Here is a 19,727-nt window from a genome sequence, read left to right as displayed (position 1 = left end):
GGTGGACCGGGCAGAGTGCTGGCGGATTCATCGAGGGCTGCGGGAGGCAAGTCGGGTACGGCTCTCGTCGTGCCCAGCACTGCGAGGACGTTGAGAAAGTGGCCAGACAGGAACAGGGCACGTTCTGCCACGTCGCCAAACGCGGGGCAACGCACCGACGCGCCCGCCTGCCGCAGCCTGCGGAGGCCGGCGGTTGCGCGTCGCGGCGCGGTGCGCCGCGTCGGCGGCGCGCCAGCGCCGCCCTTGATCCTGTATGGCGAAATTCGGCAACAACCGAACTCGACACCGAACTCGACACGTGAGGGACGTGTGCCGCTGACAAACCTCGTCCAATTTGGACGAGGTATCACGCCTCCGTGCACATGGGGTGGACATTTCCCGACCAACACCTACGCCCCGTCTATCTCGGTGGGTGGCTGCCCGGTCGACCATCGGGTGTAGGTGTGCGCCGGGCTCACGGTGACGACATCGGCAATCGACACCACCGTCCGCGGCACGATGCCGTCGAAATGCTTGAGGCCGGGAATGAACGGCGCCTCGGCCTCGGTCCGGCCGACCGCGTGCACCAACTTGCCGATCGGGTCCTCGGTGAACTCGTCGAACACGATCGTCTTGCACAGGTCATACCCGAACCTCTTGGCCAGGGCGCGCATCTGGGCCTCGTCCCACTGCTGATGTACGCCGGACTTGTCCTTGCGCAGATATCCGAGCGCTCTCGGCTTCGTCACGTGATGATCCCCTATCGTCCCGGTTACGCGCTGGTCCTCAGTCCTTCGGCAATACGCTCCAATAACTCCACGTCGTCGCACGCATCGGCATCCACCCGGGCGCCGGTGAATTCCCAGATGGTCAGCGCGGTCACGATCGCCTGAGAACGCATCGGCGTCCGGTCCGGCAACGGTGATGGCTCGGCATGGCTCATGTGTGGCCCCTGTCGTTGTCCCCTGCTGAAAAACACCTGGCGCCGGGGCAGCCAGGGAGGCAACCCGGCGCCGGGTGCTGTCTCCTACCTTGCGGGGAATGCGCTGTCTGAAGTGACACAAAGGTGGTACTGGGCGCAGCATGGAACATATGAGTCCTCACCACGCAGGCAAGGCTATTGCCCGCGAACGGAAGCTTGCCGGACTGTCACAGCAGCAGTTGGCGAATAGGTTGGTCTACAGCGTCAGCCTGTTGCGGGCGGTCGAGCAGGGGCGCCGGGTGGCCAGCCCGGCATTGCTGGCCAAGGCGGCGCGTGTGTTGCGGGTCGAACCCGAGCAGCTCACCGGTACTCCGTACCGCGACACCATCGAACAGGATGGGCCGTTGGAGGGCTCTACCGAACTGCGCGCCATTCTGGCCGAAGGTGCCTACGTCGAGCCGGTGGAGCCTTGGCCCCTAGAGCGACTGCAAGCGGAACTGAACGATATAGACCGGGCGTACTTCGCTGATCAAGGTCGTGTTGCTCTGGCCCGTCTGCCCGAAGTGATCCGCCGGTTGTATGGAGTCCTGCACGAGGCGTCCGATACCGCGCGGGTGTGCACGATGTTGTCTCAAGCGTTCCTCACCGCCGAGCGGTTGTGCCGACGATTCGGGTTCACCAGCCTCGCACCTTCAGTAATCGATCGGCTGGAATGGACAGCGGAACGCGCCGACGACCCGCTTTACGGACCGCAAGCACTCATCAAACGGGCGCGCATCCTCATGTACTACGACCGTGCCGATTTGGGTCTGAACCTGATTGAACGTGGCCTGAATTCGATATCGGGTGAGGGCGAAGGCGTAGACGCCGTACGCGGTTCCGCGCACTTGACCGGGGCGATTATTGCTGCTCGAGGCTTCCGCCCTGATGTAGCCGAGGATCATTTGCGGGAAGCTCGCCGGATCGCCGCACCTATGCGCCACGAGAGCGATGCATACGGGACTCTTTTCGGTCCTGTGAACGTCGGTATCCATACCGCTGCCGTAGCGCTGGAATCAGGTGATCCCGGCAAGGCGGCGCACGAAGGATCGAATCTCACCCTTCCCAGGAAAACCGCGCCGCCGCGCGCCGGCCATCACTGGCAGGACGTGAGTCGTGCATGGTTGATGATAGGCAAGCCGGATCAAGCACTCGCGGCGCTGAACCGCGCGCGACTGGTCGCACCCCAGCAGACCAAATTGCATCCATCGGTCCGCGAAACGGTGTACGGCATCGCGGCGGCGCAGCGGCGACGGAGTGAGGGCTTGGTCGGGTTCGCGTCATGGCTCGGAACGACGCTGTGACAGTTGGATCCACTGAGCGGAACTCAGGGCATGGTGCTGCCGGACCGTGGCACTCCGACTGGCTCAAAGCAGCAGTGGCCGGCGAAGCCAGTGAAGACGGACGGCTCCGAGGCCCCCATTCCGATCCCGAACGAGCCGGCGCTGATGTTGGCAGCCGCGGTGAAGCGCTGGCCGGGAGATCGGGTTGTGTCCGACCCGTTCGGCAAGAGTGAGGGTGGGGCGAACATAAAGGTCGTGCAAGCCCGAATGCGGCACGCCCCAGCCAAGGCCACCTTGGATGCCTGTGGGCATTTGTGGCCCGATACAGACGAGACCACCCGTCGGGTGATCGCCGGAGTGATCACCGAACGGATGGACTCTGCCTCTTCTACTGCGTACTCCCTGCATACCGAAAGCCCGAATTAGGCATAAACGCGCAGGTCAGGCTTACACGTCGAAGTACAGCTCGAACTCGTACGGGTGCGGCCGCAGGTTGACCGGGGCGATCTCGTTCTCCCGCTTGAGGGTGATCCAGGTTTCGATCAGGTCCTCGGTGAAGACATTGCCCTCGGTGAGGTACTCGTGGTCGGCTTCCAGGCGGTCGATGACCGTCGCCAGGCTGGTGGGGGCCTGCGGGATGTTCTTGGCCTCCTCCGGCGGCAGCTCGTAGAGGTCCTTGTCGACCGGGGCCAGCGGCTCGATCTTCTTCTTGATGCCGTCCAGGCCGGCCATCAGCATGGCGGCGAAGGCCAGGTACGGGTTGCCCGAAGAGTCCGGGGCACGGAACTCGATACGCTTGGCCTTCGGGTTGTTGCCGGTGACCGGGATGCGGACCGCGGCGGAGCGGTTGCGCTGGGAATACACCAGGTTGATCGGGGCCTCGTAGCCGGGGACCAGGCGGTGGTAGGAGTTCACGGTGGGGTTGGTGAACGCCAGCAGCGATGGGGCGTGGTGCAGGATGCCGCCGATGTAGTGGCGGGCCAGATCCGACAGGCCACCGTAGCCGGCCTCGTCGTGGAACAGCGGCTTGCCGTCCTTCCACAGCGACTGGTGCACGTGCATACCCGAGCCGTTGTCGCCGAACAGCGGCTTCGGCATGAAGGTGACGGTCTTGCCCTCGGCCCACGCGGTGTTCTTGACGATGTACTTGAACAGCTGCAGATCGTCGGCCGCGTGCAGCAGGGTGTTGAACCTGTAGTTGATCTCGGCCTGACCGGCGGTGCCGACCTCGTGGTGCCCGCGCTCCAACTCGAATCCGGCGTTCTGCAGGTTGGTGGATATATTGTCGCGCAGGTCCACGTAGTGGTCGTAGGGAGCCACCGGGAAGTAGCCGCCCTTGTTGCGGACCTTGTAGCCGCGGTTCGGGGTGCCGTCCGGGTTGAACTCGGCGCCGGTGTTCCAGGAACCGGAAATGGATTCGATCTCGTAGAACGCGCCGTTCATGGCCGAGTCGTAGCGGATCGAGTCGAAGATGTAGAACTCCGCCTCGGGGCCGAAGAACGCGGTGTCGGCGATACCGGTGGAGCGCAGGTACTCCTCCGCCTTGCGGGCAATATTGCGCGGGTCGCGGGAGTAGGCCTCGCGGGTGAACGGATCGTGCACGAAGAAGTTCATATTGAGTGTCTTCGCGGCCCGGAACGGGTCCAGCTGCGCGGTGCTGTAGTCGGGCAACAGCAGCATGTCGGACTCGTCGATGGATTGGAAGCCACGCACCGAGGAACCGTCGAACGCCAGACCTTCCTCGGCGAGGTCGGTGGTGAACGCCTTCGCCGGAATGGAGAAATGCTGCTGCACACCGGGCAGGTCGCTGAAACGGATGTCGATGTACTCGACTTCCTCGTCGGCGATGAACTTGATGACCTCGTCGGCCGTGCTGAACGTCACTTAGTTCTCCTTATAGGGATCAGGTTCCCCAGCCAGTATCAAGTGCAGGGCGTCGCGAATCGACGCTATGGACGTGGTGTTTCCCGGCCGTCAAGCCCGTGTTTCGCCGGTGTTACACGTGCGGTGGCGGGAGTGGCGCCGGCCACGTCGGAGGTGAGAGCCGTTCAGCGGGCACTCAAAACTCTATCGCGGGCGTGAGCACCGGTGATACGACATCCGAGGCACTTCTGCGGTCACGCCCGGCGGCCGGTCCGCCGACAATCGTGTATGGACCGAGGAGGCGGGCAGTGCCGGCCGCCGAGCCGAGTGAAACGAGGCAACCCGGCCGGCGACCGGATGCGGGCAAGGCAGCCTCGGCCGCCGAGCCGAGCGCACCGCGGAGCAGCCGAATGCCCCGGTTCAGCGCAGGCGAGGCCACCTCGGATACGACGAGACCGGTGCCGACCGGGCAACCGGGGACGCGCCGGGCGCAGGCGAGGCAGCCGCCGACGCGCCGGTCCGAGCGTCGTCGAGGCAGCCGCCTATCCTGGGCACATGGCACGTATCACCGGATCATGGCTTTCCGGACCCTCCGCCGATCCCGGTGATTCGGCGAACGACACCTATCCCGGCGAGCTGCTGGGGCTGCCGCGCAAGGGGGTTGGCTCGCTGCCCGGGATGGCCCGGCGGATCGGGGCGCTGTTCGTCGACTGGATGATCGCGCTCGGCATCTCCGCGCTGATCGTGCAGGGGGCGGCGGTATCGCAGCTGACGCTGCTCGTGTGGGCGCTGATCGGGATCGGCACGGTAACCCTGTTCGGGTTCACTCCCGGTCAGTACTTCCTGCGCCTGCGGGTGATCCGGGTCGATGTGGCGGCACCGGTGGGGTTCGTCCGGGCATTGGGCCGCCAAGTCCTGCTGGTGTTCGTGGTTCCGGCCCTGTTCACCGACGCGGACGGGCGCGGTATGCACGATCGGGCCACCGGTACCGCCGTGGTGCGCGCCCGCTGAGCGGGCGCGGCGCATACGAGCCGATCCAGGCCGCACCCGTGTCACTTCGTCCGGCGCTGCTCGGGGTCCGTTTTCTGCTCGAGGTCAGCGCTGTGGTCTCCTTCGGCGTGCTCGGTCGGCGCTGCGCCGACAGCCCTTGGCGTTGGCTTCTCGTCCTGGCGCTGCCGATGGTGACGGTGGCCCTGTGGGGAGTGATCGCGGTGCCCGAAACCATCTGACCGATGATTGAACTCGGGGTGCTGTGGGGTGGCGCCGCCGCGCTGTGGTTCGCTGGGCTTCCCGGTGTGGCACCGGTGTCCGCGGCGGTTCTGGTCGGCTGTCACCTGCTCGCCTACGACCGGGTCGGCCGGTTGCTCGGCGCCTGAGCCGGCGCGCGGGCTCAGCGACGGCGGATGGTGCGCTGCATACCGCGCATCTTGGCGCCGGTCGGCAGCGGGCCCTTCGGCATCGCGGGGCCGCCCTTGCGGGAGCCGAGGGCGCTCAGCCGGCCCTCGATCTGATCCATCCGCTTGGTATCGATATTGCGCGGGAGTTTGGTGAGGTGCCGCTGCAGGTCCTTCAGCGGCACCTGCCCCTCTTCGTTACCGATGATCACGTCGTAGATCGGGGTGTCGCCGATGAGGCGGGCGGTGCGCTTCTTCTCCTGTGCCAGCAACGACCGCACCCGCTGCGGAGTGCCCTCGGCGACGAAGATGACACCCGGCAGGCCGATCACCCGGTGCACCACGTCCAGCTGGGTGGTGGCGGCGACACCGCTGCTCACCCGCCATTTGCCCTGCAAATTGTCCAGGACCCACGCCGCGGCGCCGGCCTGGCCCTCGGCCCGGCGGTAGACGGTGCTCTGCACGCGGCGACCGAAGATGATGAACGCGAGCAGCACGCCGAGCAGCAGGCCCAGGGGCAGCATGAACCACTGCAGCCCGAAGGGGAAACCGCCCCCGAACAGTACGGCGGTGGTGACGACCAGCGCGCCGATCATCAGCGGCAGCAGCAGTTTGTCTTCTTTGCGCTGCATCTGGAACGCCTGCCAGAGCTGCTGACGACGTTCCTTCGACTGCTGTTTGCGCGCCGCCTTCGCCGCGGCTTTCGCCTCTTTGTCGGGCTTACCTGCTGCCATGGTTTCCAGAATAGTTGCCGTGGGACACGGTCCCGTGCACGGGACGACCGCGCTCCCCTCACCCGACCACCGGCGCCGGGTCCCGGTGCCGGACGCCATGGCATCCCCGGTTTTCTGGGTCTGGACGCATCGGGCCGCACCCTCGATAGTCCTTGGAGTGACCTCACGATTCTCCGTGCCGCGCAGACTGTTGCTGCTGCTCGGCTTCGTCACCGCGGTCGCCGTCGCGGCCCCGTTCGCCATCTGGGGGGCGCCCCCGGCGCAGGCGCAGTTCCCGTTCCGGTGGTGGCAGGAATTCTTCGACTCCACCGACGGGGTGCGGATGCACGCGGACGTGCTGCGGCCGCCGGGCATCGCCGACGACGTCCGCACACCGGTGATCCTCACCGTCAGCCCGTACCGGGCGCACGGCGGGTACATCACCGAACCCCGGCTCGAGGGCGGGCCGTCGGTGGTCGACCTCGATGTCGAGATGTTCCTCCAGGCCGGATACACCTATGTCATCGCCGACCTGCGCGGGTTCGGAGGCTCGTCGGGGTGCCCGGACTATGGCGGGCCGGGGGAACGCTCGGATGTGAAGACCGCGGTGGAATGGGCAGCGAGCCAACCGTGGTCCACCGGGAAGGTGGGCCTGGCCGGTGTCTCCTACGAGGGACGGACCGGGTTGATGGGACTGGTGACCAAACCGAAGGGGCTGGCGGCCGTCGCCTCTTTCGCGCCCACCGCCGACCCCTACTCCTACGCCTATATGCAGGGACTTCCCTGGCGGTTCACCATCAAGCCGATCAGTGAGCGCGGGGTCCGACCGGGCTATCTGGTGGGGTACGAGCATTCACTGATCGCCGCCCTGCCCGGCCATCCCACGGACCCGCCCGAGTACCACGCCAATGTGGCGAGTATCTCGGTCGAATGCTACGCCGAGTACGCGAGACAGATCTCGAACCCCGACGGCAGCACCGCGTTCTGGCGGGACCGCAATCTGATCCCGATGGTGGCCGGCAACACCATTCCCCTGTTCCTCGGCCAAGGGTTCGGCGATTTCAACACCCGTCCCTGGAAGGTGTTCGATGTGTGGAAGGTGCAGGGTCCCGGCGAGCACAAGGCGTGGTTCGGGATGTGGGGGCACCGTAACTGCTACGAACCGTGCGGCGGCCCCGACTTCAATCCCGAGATCCTCGCCTTCTTCGACAGGCACGTGGCCGGACGCGATGTGACGGTCCCCGGGCCGCGGGTCTCCGTCGGGCGTTCCGACGGCGCGTGGCGCTCGGAGCAGACCTGGCCGCCACCGGACGCGGTGCGCGTCCCGATCCCCCTGCGCACCGGCCACTATATGGACCGCGGGCTGCCGCCCGGCCCCGACCGGGAAATCTGGACGGTGTCGGAGCCGCTGCCGCAGGCGATGCACCTGTCCGGCCTGCCGACAGCGACGGTGCGGGCGAGCGGCCCGGCGAACACCACCGTGGCGATCGAAGTCTACGACGTCTCCCCGGACAACACCGCGATCGCCGTCACCCGGGGTATCGCCCCGGTCTCGGAGACCGCGCGGATCGAGTTGACCGGACACGACTGGCTGATCCCGCCGGGGCACCGCCTGGGGGTGAAGATCACCGATGTGGTGGACGACCAGTGGGCGCACGAGCCGGCTTTCGCGCAGGTGAGCGTGGAGTCGGCCGAGCTCGAACTGCCGGTGTTGCGTACGGTCAGGCAGGCCGACCTGCCGAGTGGGCTCACCCCCAAGCAGCGGGAGCAGCTCGGGAAACAGGTCGTCGCCCTCGACCCGGTGATGCTGGACAATGCGAGGATGCCCCTGAATCTGAACGATCTCACCGTCCGATGACCGGCCGCACCCCCGCGGTCGACACCGAAACGGCCGAACGGCTGGCGGCGGCGCTGCGCTGCGCCACGGTGTCCCGGGAGAATCCCGCCGACACCGACGACGCGGAGTTCGCGCGGCTGGCCGAGCACCTGGAGCGGTCCTTCCCCCGCGTGCACGCCGAACTGGGACTGGAGCGCTTCGGCCACAGCAGGCTCTACACCTGGCACGGGGTCGACCCGTCGCGGACGGCGGCGATCCTGCTCGCCCACCAGGACGTGGTCCCCGCCGATGAATCACGGCGTTGGACCCATCCCCCGTTCGCGGGTGTGGTCGACGACGAGTTCGTCTGGGGACGCGGCGCGATCGACGACAAGAGCCGGCTGGTCGCGATCCTGGAAGCGGTGGAGGCCGCGCTGACCGCGGGGGTGCGCCCGCGGCACACGGTATATCTGGCGTTCGGGCATGACGAGGAAGTGTTCGGCACCGAGGGCGCGGTGCGGATGGCGCGGCGGCTGCGCGAGGCCGGGGTGCGTGCCGACCTGCTGCTGGACGAGGGCGGAGTGATAACCGAAGGCGTCGCCGACGGGGTCCGGCAACCGGTGGCGACGATCATGCTGGGTGAGAAGGGCTACGCCACGGTGCGGCTGACCGTCACCGAGGTGGGCGGGCATTCGTCCATGCCGAGCGGGCCGACCGCGGTGGGGCGGTTGGCCCGGGCCGTGAGCCGGATCCAGGAGCATCCGATGCCACTGCGGGTGACGCCCGTAGTGTTCGACATGCTGGCTCGGCTACGCCCCACCATGCCCGCGGTGCGGCGCGGGCTGCTGCGGTTCACTCGCGCCGCCACCCCCGTCATCACCCGGATCATGGCCGCGCGCCCGCAGACCGAGGCCCTGGTGCGTACCACCACCGCCCCCACGGTGATCCACGGCGGAGTGAAGGCGAACGTACTGCCGCAGCATGCCGAGGCACTGGTCAATTTCCGAATCCTGCCCGGCGATTCGGTGGCGGGTGTGCTCGCCCACTGCCGGAAGGTCGTACGCGACGAGCGGGTGCGGATCGAGGTTGTCGGAATGTCGTCGGAGCCGTCTCCGGTCGGACGGCCGGGTCCGCAGTTCGAGCGGATCGCCGCCCTCGCCGAGGCCGTCGTTCCCGGGATCGCGGTCACCACCGGTCTGGTTCCCGGTGCCACCGATTCCCGGCACTACCACGATCTGGCCGGCACCCGCTGCAATTTCGCCCCGATCCTGCTCACCCAACAGGACCTGGAGCGGATCCACGGAACCGATGAACGGCTGTCGCTGGTGAACTACGCTCGGCTCATCGATTTCAACCGGCGGCTCATCGACCATCTCGCGGTGACGGCCGAACCGCCGGCCGCGACATTTCAGCACGCAGGAGCCGAGGGATGAGCGATCGGGAGACACCGGACACGAAGCCCCCCACAGAAGAACACGCGGCAAGCGCCGCGGCCGAACCGGACGCCGGTGAAACGCCCGGCGGCATCGCCGAGCCGGCCCTCGATCCCGGCCGGCCGGACACCGGCGCCTTCGACAGCGTCGGCAAGCGGATCGTCTGGCGCGCCTGGTTGCCCGAGGGCGATGTCCGCGGGGTGATCGCGCTGTCGCACGGCGCGGCCGAACACTCCGGGCGGTACGAACATGTCGGGAAGCGGTTGAACGAGGCCGGTTTCGCGGTGTACACGCTGGACCATGCGGGGCATGGCGCCTCGGGTGGGGCCCGCGCCAATATCGGGTCGATCGACAACGCCGCGGACAATACGGCCCGCCTGCTCGACCTGGCGGGCCAGGCGTTCCCCGGGGTGCCGCGGTTCGTGCTCGGGCATTCGATGGGAGCCCTGATCGTGCTCCATCTGGCGACCCGGGCTCCGCTCGACGCGGCCGGGATCGTGGTCTCGGCGCCGCCGCTCGATATCCCACTGGGCAATCCCGTGCAGCGTCTGGCCGCACCGGTGCTGACCCGGATCGTCCCGAATCTCGGTGTGCTGAAACTGGATTCGTCGGATATCAGCCGAGACCCGGCCGTGGTCGCCGCCTACGACAGCGACCCGCTGGTGTTCCGCGGCAAACTGCCCGCCCGCACCGCCACCGAGATCCTGTTCGCCGCGAACACCGTGAGCGCACGCCTGGACCGGCTGACGGTGCCGACCCTGGCCATGCACGGCACCGCCGACACCATCGCCGCCCCGTCGAGCACGGACCGGATCGAAGCGGGGGCGGGGACCGACGACCTCACCGTCCGGCGCTATGAGGGTTTCTACCACGAGATCTTCAACGAGCCGGAGCGCGACCGGGTGCTCTCGGACGTGGTCGAATGGCTGCTGGGGCACGTCTCCACGGATTAGGCGGACCACCTGCGGGAACGGGCAACCCGACATGGCGCAGCGCGTCTCCTCGACTTCGGGCCGCCCGGAAGGACAACGCTGCTCGGGGGTGGGAACGTCTCGGTGCCGCGTTCCCCGGTGGTGTCCACGGCGATACCACCGCCTCGTTGTCCGGCTCGATGCGATAGCCCGGACCGGTGATGAGCGCGGTCACTTCCTCGAACTTCACCCGAGGCGCGAACTCGCCGTACCCGTTCCGCAGGGACACCGGCATTCGGACCATTCGGCAACGGGCGGGCTCGTTCGCCGCGGTGTCGCCGCCCGCGGGATGGTCGAGGGCGGATTGGTGGACAGTGAGCGGGGTACTGCCCGCACGCTGGGGTCGGCTACCGGTATGACGCCCGAATGGGCAGGCGTGGACACCGGCTCCGCACCGTACCGATTGACACCACGACCGGCCGGTCGAAGGAACGGAGGACGGATATGGCCACCAACAAGATCTTGGTCATCGTCACGAACGCGGGCGAATACGAGAAGGTGGGTTACCGCACCGGGTTGTGGCTGGGTGAGTTGACTCATTTCTACGATTACGTCAAGGACAACGGTTTCGACGTCGAGATCGCCGGCCCCGCGGGTGGTTACGTTCCCTTGGACCCGGAGAGCCTGGCCCATGACGTGCTGGCCGAGTTGGGCACTGACCGGCGCTACGCCGACCGGGAGTTCATGGACCTGCTCGAGGACACCACGAAAGTCGGCGACGTGGATGTGCAGGACTACGACGCCATCTACCTCACCGGCGGACACGGGGTCATGTTCGACTTCAAAGACCCCCACCTGGCCGCGCTCACCGCGAAGTTCTACGACAGCGGGCGCATCGTCTCGGCCGTGTGTCACGGCCCCGCCGGCCTGCTGGAGGTCATGCTCGATAACGGAGAACCGCTGCTCGAGGGGAAGAATGTCACCGGATTCTCCTGGCCGGAGGAGCAGGCGGCCCAACGCGCCGACGCCGTCCCGTTCAGCCTGCAGGACGAGTTGCGCAACCGTGGCGGCAACTACAGCAGCGCCGACAAACCCTTCGACACCCACGTGGTCACCGATGGGCGCCTGATCACCGGCCAGAACCCCGGCAGCGCCCGGGCGGTCGCCGAAGCCGTCGTCGACGTGTTGCGATCGCAATGACCGCCGCGGACGAATCCGGCACCGGGCAGCCGACGCTCGGCTCCGAAACACCGCAGGCCCCCGAATCGATTCGAGAGCCTGCGGAAGACCCTTTCGGCCGCGGCCGAGTAGGACGGTCCCGGACCGGTCGGGGCAGGCGCCGGCTCAGGTTCCGAACACCCGCTCCACCACGGCCCTCGCGTGTCGGGTAACCCGCAGGTAGTTGTCGAGGAACTCGTTACCGTCGCCGTCGGTCCAGCCCGCGACCCGGGCCACTGCCGACAGGGTGCGGCCGGGGCCGGGAAGTTGGTCGGTGGGTTTGCCTCGGACGAGCACCAGCGCGTTACGAGCGGCGGTGACGGTCAGCCATGCCTGCCGGAGTCGGTGCACGTCCTCGGCGTCGAGCAGGCCGCCGTTCTCGATGACGTCCAGTGATTCGAGGGTGGAGGTGTTGTGCAGTTCCGGGACCTCGTGCGCGTGCCGCAACTGCAGTAGCTGCACGGTCCACTCGATATCGGTGAGCCCGCCGCGGCCGAGTTTGGTGTGGGTGGCCGGGTCGGCGCCGCGGGGCAGACGTTCGGAATCCACGCGGGCCTTGATGCGGCGGATCTCGCGGACCGCCTCGGTGGAGACGCCGCCGGACGGGTAGCGCACCGGGTCGATGGTGCGCAGGAAGCGGACGCCGAGGTCCTGGTCGCCCGCCACCTGGTGGGCGCGCAGCAGCGCCTGCACCTCCCACGGCTGCACCCACTGGCTGTAGTAGGCGTTGTAGGAGGCGAGGGTGCGCACCAGCGGACCGCTGCGGCCTTCGGGGCGCAGTCCGGCGTCCACTTCCAGCGGCGGGTCGGTGCTGGGGGCGCCGAGCAGCTGCCGCACCTGTTCGGCGACGCCGTTGGCCCATTTCACGGCCGCCGTCTCGTCCTCGCCGGGACGTGGGTCGCAGACGAACAGCACATCGGCGTCCGAGCCGTAGCCCAGTTCCCTGCCGCCGAGCCGTCCCATCCCGATCACCGCCATGGCGGCGGGGGCGGGCACGCCGCGCCGGGCCTCACCGGCCCGGATCACCGCTCGCAGCGCCGCGTCCAGCACCGCCACCCACACCGAGGACAGCGCCGCGCACACCTGCGGCACGTCGAGCAGGCCGAGCAGATCCGCCGACGCGACCCGTGCCAGTTCGTGCCGGCGCAGCGAACGAGCCGCCGCCACCGCGCGTTTCGGGTCTTCGTAGCGGGCGGCGGCGGTGAGGATACCGCCGGCCACCTCCGCCGGCCGGGTGCGCAGCAGCAGCGGCCCCTCCGGCCCGTCGGCGTACATGCGGATGGTGTCGGGGGCGTTGATGAGCAGATCCGGCAGATACGCCGAGGAGCCGAGCACGATCATCAGCCGCTGCCCGACCGCGCCCTCGTCCCGCAGTACCCGCAGATACCAGTCCATATCCGTCAGCCCCTCGGACACCCGCCGGTAGGCGAGCAGGCCGGCGTCCGGGTCGGGGGTGTCGCCGAGCCATTCCAGCAGGGTCGGCAACAGCAGTGCCTGGATCCGGCCCTTGCGGGAGACGCCGCCGGTGAGCGCGCGCAGATGACCGAGCGCGTGTTCGGGGGCGGCGTAGCCGAGGGCGGCGAGCTGGCGGACGGCGGCGTCGGGGCTCAGACGCAGCGCGTCGGGTTCCAGCCGCGCCACCGATTCCAGCAGCGGCCGGTAGAACAGCCGGGCGTGCAGCCGCCGCACCCGGGCTGTGGTGCGCCGGATCTCGGTGCGCAGCACGCCGGCGGCATTCTGTCTGCCGTCGGGGCGGATATGCGCGGCGCGGGCCAGCCAGCGCATGCCCTCCTCGTCGTCGGCGGCGGGCAGGGTGTGGGTGCGTTTGAGCCGCTGCAGTTGCAGCCGGTGTTCCAGCAGGCGCAGGAATTCGTAGGAGGCGGTGAGATTGGCGGCGTCCTCGCGACCGACATAGCCGCGCTCGGCCAGCGCCGCCAAGGCCTCCACGGTGGCCGCCACGCGCAGGGACTCATCCACCCGACCGTGCACCAATTGCAGCAGTTGCACCGCGAATTCCACATCACGCAGGCTTCCGTGCCCGAGTTTGAGCTCGCGGTCGCGCAACTCCTCGGGGACCAGGTCCTCGACGCGACGACGCATGGCCTGGACGTCGGCGACGAAATCCTCGCGTTCGGCCGCGGTCCACACCAACGGGCTCACCGCCGCCTGATACCGCAGGCCGAGTTCCAGATCCCCGGTCATCGGACGCGCCTTGAGCAGCGCCTGGAATTCCCAGGTCCGCGCCCAGCGCTGATAGTAGGCCAGATGCGAGTCCAGGGTGCGCACCAGCACCCCGGCCCGGCCCTCCGGCCGCAGCGCGGCATCGACATCGAAGAAGGCCGACGACGCCACGCTCATCATCTCGGCGGCCAACCGGCCCGCGGTAGCGTCGGCGGGTTCGGCGACGAAGACGACGTCGACATCGCTGACATAGTTCAGTTCACAGGCGCCGCTCTTGCCCATGGCGATCACCGCCAACCGCACCGGGCACGGCGCGTCCCGGCACACCCGCGCCACCGCCACCGCCAGCGCGGTGGTGAGCGCGGCGTCGGCCAGTTCGGTGAGACGCGCGCAGACCTCCTGATACCGCAGTACCGGCTCGTTCTCCACGGTCGGCGCCAGATCCGCGGCCGCCACCAGCATCAGCTGATCGCGGTAGCGTTTGCGCAGCAGCGCCACCACCTCCGGTCCGGACTTCCCGGCGCGGAACAGCATCGGACCGGCATTGCGGCCGGTCTCGGGCTCGGCGGCGACCACGGCGAGCAGATCGGTCAGCACCTCGTCGCGGTCGGGAAGGTGGGGGCGGCGCAGCAGTTCCCAGGCGGCGGGGTCGGCCACCAGGTGGTCGCCCAGCGCGCTGGACGATCCGATCACCGCGAACAGCCTGGCCCGCAGCCCGGTATCGGTGCGCAGCGCCGAATCCAGGGCGTCCCAGTCGCTTCCGAGCCCTTCCCGGATGCGGATCAGGGTGTTCAGCGCCAGGTCGGCGTTGGGGGCGCGCGAGAGCGCCCACAGCAGCGGAATCCCCTCGATGGTGTCCCAGCCGAGCTCGCGGAGCGATTCGGCCGCCGTCGGCTCGAGCAAACCGAGCCGACCGACACCGGGAACAGCGGAACGGGCAGACGGGGGCCGGACCATCCCTTCAAATTACCCGGCCGAGGTGCGGTGACCGGCCGGGTATCGGATCACAGGTCCAGGTACTCGCGCAGCTCGAACGCCGTCACCTGGCTGCGGTAGTCGGCCCATTCCCGGCGCTTGTTGCGCAGGAAGAAGTCGAAGACGTGTTCGCCGAGGGTTTCGGCGACCAGTTCCGACCGTTCCATCGCGTGCAATGCCTCGTCCAGGGTGCCGGGCAGCTCGCGGAAGCCCATGGCCCGCCGTTCGGCGGCGGTCAGCGCCCACACATCGTCCTCGGCCTCCGGCGGCAGCTCGTACCCCTTCTCGATCCCGCGCAGACCCGCGGCCAGCAGCACCGCGAAGGTCAGGTACGGGTTGCAGGACGAATCGGGGCTGCGGATCTCGACACGACGCGAGGACGCCTTGTTCGGGGTGTACATCGGCACCCGCACCAGCGCCGAGCGGTTCGACCGGCCCCAGGACGCGGCGGTCGGCGCCTCGCCGCCGTGGATGAGCCGCTTGTAGGAATTGACCCACTGGTTGGTAATGGCGCTGATCTCGTGGGAGTGCTCGAGGATGCCCGCGATGAACGCGCGCGCGGTCGCCGACAGGTTGATCGGATCGTCGGGATCGTGGAAGGCGTTCGACTCGCCCTCGAACAGGCTCATATGGGTGTGCATGGCCGAACCCGGGTATTGGGCGAACGGCTTGGGCATGAAGGTGGCGCGCACGCCCTCGGCGATGGCGACTTCCTTGATGAGGTAGCGGAAGGTCATCACGATATCGGCCATGGACAGCGCGTCGGCGTAGCGCAGGTCGATCTCCTGCTGGCCGGGCGCGCCCTCGTGGTGGCTGAACTCCACCGAGATCCCCATGGACTCGAGCGCGTCGATGGCGTGGCGCCGGAAGTTGGGGGCGGAATCGTGCACGGCCTGGTCGAAGAACCCGCCGTTGTCGGCGGGAACCGGGTCGGCCCCGTTGGGAGTGTTCTTCAACAGGAAGAACTCGATCTCCGGATGCACATAGCAGCTGAACCCGACATCGCCCGCCTTGTTGAGCTGGCGCCGCAGCACATGCCGGGGGTCGGCCCACGACGGGGACCCGCCCGGCATGGTGATATCGCAGAACATCCGTGCCGAGTGCTGGTGGCCCTTGCTCGATGACCACGGTAGGACCTGGAACGTCGACGGATCGGGGCGGGCGACCATATCGGCCTCCGAGATCCGGGCGAAACCTTCGATGGCCGAACCGTCGAAACCGATACCTTCCTCGAAGGCACCTTCCAGTTCGGCGGGGGCGATCGCGACGGATTTGAGATAGCCCAAGACGTCGGTGAACCAGAGACGTACGAAGCGGATATCCCGCTCTTCGAGCGTCCGCAGCACGAATTCCTTCTGGCGATCCATGCCCGCGAGCGTAGGCACCCAGCGTTAAATCCGTGTTACATGGAGTGGCTGTGTCGGTATCCGGTATCGGATTCAGCAGCGCAGATCCGGAGCGGGTGGTTTCAATTCGATCAAATATTCGATCACCGCGTCGTCCACACAGGACACCCCGCCGCTCAGGACGACCGTGTGGCTTTCCCCCTCGTGGGTGATCAGCGTCCCACCGAGTTGGTGGGCCAGTTCGACCCCGGCCTGGTAGGGCGTGGCCGGGTCGCCGGTCGTCGAGACCACCACCGTGGTCGGCAGGCCCGACACCGAGATCTCATGCGGGTCACTGGTATTGGGCACCGGCCAGCTCGCGCACAGTTCCCGCGGCGCGGCCCCGGTCCCGTGGCCGTCGTCGAGGAACGGGGCCGCCCTGCGGTATTCCGTGTCCTGCCGGGCCGCGACCGCCGGATCGGTGATCCGCGGGTCGTCCACGCACCGGATGGCGTTGAAGGCATCGGTGAGGTTGCTGTAGCTGCCGTCCTCGCGGCGGCCGTTGTACATATCCGCCAACTGCAGCAGCGTATCGCCTCGGCCTTCCCGGAGTTCGTGCAGACCGATGGTAAGCACCGGCCAGAAATCCTCGCTGTAGAGGGTCTGTTGCACACCGGTGATGGCGTCGCCGTAGCCGAGACCGCGCGGGTCGGTGGTGGCGACCGGGGTATTCCACAAGGGGTCGACCAGTTCCCGGAACCGGCGTATCACCTGCCCGCGGTCGGTCCCCAGGGGACAGCTGTCGGTGGTCACGCAGTAGTCGGCGTAGGCGTCGAACGCCTGTTGGAAGCCCTCGGCCTGCCGCAGCGATTCGGCCACCGGGTCCTGAGTGGGGTCGATGGCTCCGTCGAGCACCAGGGCGCGCACATTTCCGGGGTACTTCTCCGCATACGCCGCACCGAGCCGGGTGCCGTACGAATAGCCCAGATAGGTGAGTTTCGGATCGCCGAGCACCGCCCGGATGACATCCATGTCCTGCACCACCTCCCGGGTGCCGACATGGGCGAGGAACTCCGCTCCCGTGCGCTCCACACAGTGCTGGGCGTATTCCCGGTTCTCGGTCTCGTCGGCGGCGATCCCCTCCGGGGTGTTGACCTTCGGCGGTTCGGCGCGTTCGGCGTCGGCCTCCTGCGGGGTCAGGCACGCGACCACCGGGGTGGAGGCGCCGATACCGCGCGGATCGAATCCGATCCGGTCGAACCGCTGCGCCAGCGGCGTGCCACCCCCGATGGTGACGGTGGACAGCCCCGACATCCCCGGGCCACCGGGATTCAGCAGCAGCGATCCGATGCGCTGCCCCTCGGCCCGCAGCCGCGACAGCGCGATCTGTGCGGTGGGGCCGTCCGGGTTCCCGTAGTCCACCGGCACGGTGATCCGGGTGCACTCGGCGCTCGGAGCGAGCCGTTCGCCGGGTGCGGTGTATTCGGCGCAGGAGTCCCATACCGGTGTCTGCGTGTAGAACCGGTCCAGTCCGGCCGGCACCGGGACAGGATGCGGGGGCGGCGCGGTTTCACTCCGTTCGACCGCGCACCCCGCTGCGGCCACCATCACCGACGCCACCAACGCCAGAACTCCACGCCCACTCCGCACTGGGGCCATCCTAGTAGGGCGGGTATCGGCCGCGGTCCTTTACGGCACCACACCGGCGCCACCGACGTGCGCGGTGGCGGGCACGGTATCCCGCGTATCGGGTCGGTAGCCCGAGCACGCAGGCCGGGACGGCGGCGAGGGCATATCCGACCGGACTGTCGAAACCTGCGAGCAGGTACATCGTTCCGGCGTAGGCCACCACCGCGAATATGGCGACGAAGCGTTCGATCCACCATGCCGGTCGGTCCATATCGCGGGGCCGGTCCCGGGTGACGAATTTCCAGGAGCCCATCACAGGGCCGGTTTCCGTATCCACCAGACCTCCCCGCCCGAAACCGACGGCCGCACTCGGCGCGGCCGGCCCCCTTGACACCGCTCGTCGCGAGTATGCCGGATTTCACCGCCGACTGTGACCAACCGCACCTGACCGGGGCCTTAACCGCGTTAACGCAGGGGTGCACACTGGAGAGGTCAACCAGACCCGGGGACCCGCGATGGGCCTCGAGGAGACGAAAGGACGACGATGTCCGAGCCCACGGCATCCGAAACCCCTGCCTACGGCGCCGCTCCCACGGCGACGCCGGCTCGACGCACCACCCGCGTCCATCATCTGCAGCAGATGAAGGCGACAGGTGAACGCTGGTCCGTGCTGACCGCCTACGACTACTCCACCGCCCGGCTGTTCGAAGAGGCCGGGATCCCGGTGCTGCTGGTCGGCGATTCCGCCGCCAATGTGGTGTACGGCTACGACATCACCGTGCCGATCACCGCCGATGAACTGATCCCGCTGGTACGCGGCGTGGTGCGCGGCGCGCCGCATGCGCTGGTGGTGGCCGACCTGCCGTTCGGCAGCTATGAGAGCTCCCCGCGGCAGGCGTTGGAAACCGCGACCCGGTTCCTGAAGGAAGGGCGGGCGCACGCGGTGAAACTGGAGGGCGGTGAGCGGGTCGCCGAGCAGATCGCGCTCCTCACCGCCGCGGGTATCCCGGTGATGGCGCATATCGGGTTCACCCCGCAGAGCGTCAATACCCTCGGTGGTTTCCGCGTGCAGGGCCGCGGCGAGGGCGCCGACGGCCTCATCGCCGATGCGATCGCCGTCCAGGAGGCGGGTGCGTTCTCGGTGGTGATCGAGATGGTGCCCGCCGAACTGGCGGCCCAGGTGACCCGCAAGCTGACCATCCCGACCATCGGTATCGGCGCCGGCCCCGACTGTGACGCCCAGGTGCTGGTCTGGCAGGACATGGCCGGCTACACCAGTGGACGGACCGCCAAGTTCGTCAAACGATTCGCGAATGTGGGCGACGAGTTGCGTGCCGCCGCCGCCGCGTACGCCGAGGAGGTCCGCCGCGGCACCTTCCCGGGTCCCGAGCACTGCTTCTGAGCCGTATCGCCGACACCGTGGTGTGTCCGCGCCGATGACGCGGCCCGCCACGGGGTCGGCGCGGGCGCACCTCCTGTCGGTCCGCGTCGGCATCCTCAGGCCCGCTTCCCGGCTCGGACCGGTACGACGGGATCGGTTCCCGGTGGCGGGAAAAATGGCAGACTCGGTGTCGACGATATCGACTCGAGCAGAGGTACTCATGCGGGAACGCAGTTGGATTTCACGTTGCGCACTGATGGTTGCGGGAGTGTGCGGGGCCGTCGCGCTCACCGCGTGCGGTTCCGGGGGCAGGGCGGGACCGGAGTCCACGACCGCCGGCTCGGGCACGGCCACCTCCTCGTCGACGGAGACCTCCGCCGCGCCGGGAACACAGATCGAGGTGCCCGCGACGGCCGCGAAGAACCTCTGCGACATGATGCGGCCGGAACTGTCCAACTGGCGGATCCAGGGCCCGACCATCGGGCGGGTCGGGTTGAACGCGATGGTGCACGAATGGGCGCTCACCAACGGCGCCATCAATGCCCGGGTGCTGGCCGACAAGCCGGTGGTGGACCGGGTGACCACCGAGGTGTGCCCGGATGTCCGGCAGCAGGCCATCGAGGCGCTGAACCTGCCCGACCTGGCCTCGGGCCTGGTGTTCTGAC

The 19,727-nt window shown here is 68.2% G+C and carries 20 protein-coding genes; 12 read left to right on the top strand and 8 right to left on the bottom strand.

All coding sequences use genetic code 11. From position 1 onward, the window contains the following. Nucleotides 1–302, top strand: a 302-nt coding sequence (locus ON20_RS37865; RefSeq protein WP_218002475.1) for a hypothetical protein, incomplete at its 5' end; no start/stop codon positions are given. A gap of 87 nt (nucleotides 303–389) precedes the next feature. Here ON20_RS37865 and ON20_RS08420 read toward each other — a convergent pair. Together ON20_RS08420 and ON20_RS36205 are read right to left on the bottom strand one after the other, a co-directional pair. Next, nucleotides 390–728 (bottom strand): hypothetical protein, encoded by a 339-nt coding sequence (locus tag ON20_RS08420; protein WP_040834390.1) that lies wholly within the window; start codon nucleotides 726–728, stop codon nucleotides 390–392. A 23-nt stretch (nucleotides 729–751) separates the two neighbouring features. Further along, on the bottom strand, nucleotides 752–922 hold the full coding sequence (locus ON20_RS36205) for a hypothetical protein (RefSeq protein WP_157228757.1): 171 nt from the start codon (nucleotides 920–922) through the stop codon (nucleotides 752–754). A gap of 140 nt (nucleotides 923–1,062) precedes the next feature. On the opposite strand from ON20_RS36205, the gene ON20_RS08415 reads away from it, so the two are divergent. Both ON20_RS08415 and ON20_RS08410 read left to right on the top strand, forming a co-directional pair. Further along, complete coding sequence (locus ON20_RS08415; protein ID WP_306306832.1) at nucleotides 1,063–2,244, top strand: helix-turn-helix domain-containing protein; 1,182 nt, start codon at nucleotides 1,063–1,065, stop codon at nucleotides 2,242–2,244. A 3-nt stretch (nucleotides 2,245–2,247) separates the two neighbouring features. Next, the gene (locus tag ON20_RS08410; protein ID WP_157228756.1) at nucleotides 2,248–2,649 is read left to right on the top strand and encodes a hypothetical protein; all 402 of its coding nucleotides are present in this window, start codon (nucleotides 2,248–2,250) and stop codon (nucleotides 2,647–2,649) included. Nucleotides 2,650–2,670: 21 nt separating this feature from the next. Here the strand turns inward: ON20_RS08410 and glnA (ON20_RS08405) are convergent, their stop codons facing one another. After that, nucleotides 2,671–4,107: a type I glutamate--ammonia ligase gene (glnA, locus tag ON20_RS08405; protein ID WP_040834388.1), complete on the bottom strand. Its 1,437-nt coding sequence runs from the start codon at nucleotides 4,105–4,107 to the stop codon at nucleotides 2,671–2,673. A gap of 534 nt (nucleotides 4,108–4,641) precedes the next feature. On the opposite strand from glnA (ON20_RS08405), the gene ON20_RS08400 reads away from it, so the two are divergent. Genes ON20_RS08400 through ON20_RS38645 form a run of 3 tightly spaced genes read left to right on the top strand, consistent with a single transcriptional unit; the run spans nucleotide 4,642 to nucleotide 5,462 of the window. Further along, nucleotides 4,642–5,097: an RDD family protein gene (locus ON20_RS08400; RefSeq protein ID WP_040834387.1), complete on the top strand. Its 456-nt coding sequence runs from the start codon at nucleotides 4,642–4,644 to the stop codon at nucleotides 5,095–5,097. Between the two features lie 38 nt (nucleotides 5,098–5,135). Beyond that, entirely contained in the window at nucleotides 5,136–5,315 is a 180-nt protein-coding gene (locus ON20_RS38650) for a DUF2568 domain-containing protein (protein ID WP_051161946.1), read from the top strand. A gap of 3 nt (nucleotides 5,316–5,318) precedes the next feature. Next, on the top strand, nucleotides 5,319–5,462 hold the full coding sequence (locus ON20_RS38645) for a hypothetical protein (RefSeq protein ID WP_245547112.1): 144 nt from the start codon (nucleotides 5,319–5,321) through the stop codon (nucleotides 5,460–5,462). Between the two features lie 14 nt (nucleotides 5,463–5,476). On the opposite strand, the gene ON20_RS08390 is transcribed toward ON20_RS38645, so the two are convergent. Further along, on the bottom strand, nucleotides 5,477–6,214 hold the full coding sequence (locus ON20_RS08390; RefSeq protein ID WP_040834386.1) for a DUF4191 domain-containing protein: 738 nt from the start codon (nucleotides 6,212–6,214) through the stop codon (nucleotides 5,477–5,479). A gap of 157 nt (nucleotides 6,215–6,371) precedes the next feature. Between ON20_RS08390 and ON20_RS08385 the strand changes: the two genes are divergently transcribed. From ON20_RS08385 to ON20_RS08370, 4 genes are all read left to right on the top strand, one after another. Then, entirely contained in the window at nucleotides 6,372–8,051 is a 1,680-nt protein-coding gene (locus ON20_RS08385) for a CocE/NonD family hydrolase (protein ID WP_040834385.1), read from the top strand. Then, nucleotides 8,048–9,442, top strand: coding sequence for a M20 family peptidase (locus ON20_RS08380; RefSeq protein WP_051161944.1), 1,395 nt, complete (start codon nucleotides 8,048–8,050; stop codon nucleotides 9,440–9,442). Before ON20_RS08385 ends, ON20_RS08380 begins: the two co-directional genes overlap by 4 nt. Beyond that, nucleotides 9,439–10,395: an alpha/beta hydrolase gene (locus ON20_RS08375; RefSeq protein ID WP_083864749.1), complete on the top strand. Its 957-nt coding sequence runs from the start codon at nucleotides 9,439–9,441 to the stop codon at nucleotides 10,393–10,395. Before ON20_RS08380 ends, ON20_RS08375 begins: the two co-directional genes overlap by 4 nt. A 462-nt stretch (nucleotides 10,396–10,857) precedes the next feature. After that, nucleotides 10,858–11,553, top strand: a complete 696-nt coding sequence (locus tag ON20_RS08370) for a type 1 glutamine amidotransferase domain-containing protein (RefSeq protein WP_040834415.1) — start codon at nucleotides 10,858–10,860, stop codon at nucleotides 11,551–11,553. 144 nt (nucleotides 11,554–11,697) lie between these two features. Here the strand turns inward: ON20_RS08370 and ON20_RS08365 are convergent, their stop codons facing one another. The 4 genes from ON20_RS08365 to ON20_RS08350 all read right to left on the bottom strand — a co-directional run bounded on the left by ON20_RS08365 (nucleotide 11,698) and on the right by ON20_RS08350 (nucleotide 18,018). Then, nucleotides 11,698–14,709 (bottom strand): bifunctional [glutamine synthetase] adenylyltransferase/[glutamine synthetase]-adenylyl-L-tyrosine phosphorylase, encoded by a 3,012-nt coding sequence (locus ON20_RS08365; RefSeq protein ID WP_040834384.1) that lies wholly within the window; start codon nucleotides 14,707–14,709, stop codon nucleotides 11,698–11,700. Between the two features lie 47 nt (nucleotides 14,710–14,756). Beyond that, the gene (gene glnA / locus ON20_RS08360; protein WP_040834383.1) at nucleotides 14,757–16,094 is read right to left on the bottom strand and encodes a type I glutamate--ammonia ligase; all 1,338 of its coding nucleotides are present in this window, start codon (nucleotides 16,092–16,094) and stop codon (nucleotides 14,757–14,759) included. Between the two features lie 72 nt (nucleotides 16,095–16,166). After that, a complete protein-coding gene (locus tag ON20_RS08355) occupies nucleotides 16,167–17,711 on the bottom strand; it encodes an alpha/beta hydrolase (RefSeq protein ID WP_040834382.1) in 1,545 nt (514 codons plus the stop codon). A 1-nt stretch (nucleotide 17,712) separates the two neighbouring features. Then, nucleotides 17,713–18,018, bottom strand: coding sequence for a hypothetical protein (locus ON20_RS08350; RefSeq protein ID WP_040834381.1), 306 nt, complete (start codon nucleotides 18,016–18,018; stop codon nucleotides 17,713–17,715). A 207-nt stretch (nucleotides 18,019–18,225) separates the two neighbouring features. Between ON20_RS08350 and panB the strand changes: the two genes are divergently transcribed. Continuing rightward, complete coding sequence (panB, locus tag ON20_RS08345) at nucleotides 18,226–19,083, top strand: 3-methyl-2-oxobutanoate hydroxymethyltransferase (RefSeq protein WP_040834380.1); 858 nt, start codon at nucleotides 18,226–18,228, stop codon at nucleotides 19,081–19,083. Between the two features lie 235 nt (nucleotides 19,084–19,318). After that, nucleotides 19,319–19,726: a hypothetical protein gene (locus tag ON20_RS08340; RefSeq protein WP_245547111.1), complete on the top strand. Its 408-nt coding sequence runs from the start codon at nucleotides 19,319–19,321 to the stop codon at nucleotides 19,724–19,726. Nucleotide 19,727: the final 1 nt, after the last annotated feature.

Source organism: Nocardia brevicatena NBRC 12119, from assembly GCF_000308495.1.
Lineage (GTDB): Bacteria > Actinomycetota > Actinomycetes > Mycobacteriales > Mycobacteriaceae > Nocardia > Nocardia brevicatena.
Note: the sequence above shows the minus strand (reverse complement) of the source record. Positions and strands in the feature narration are given on the sequence as shown.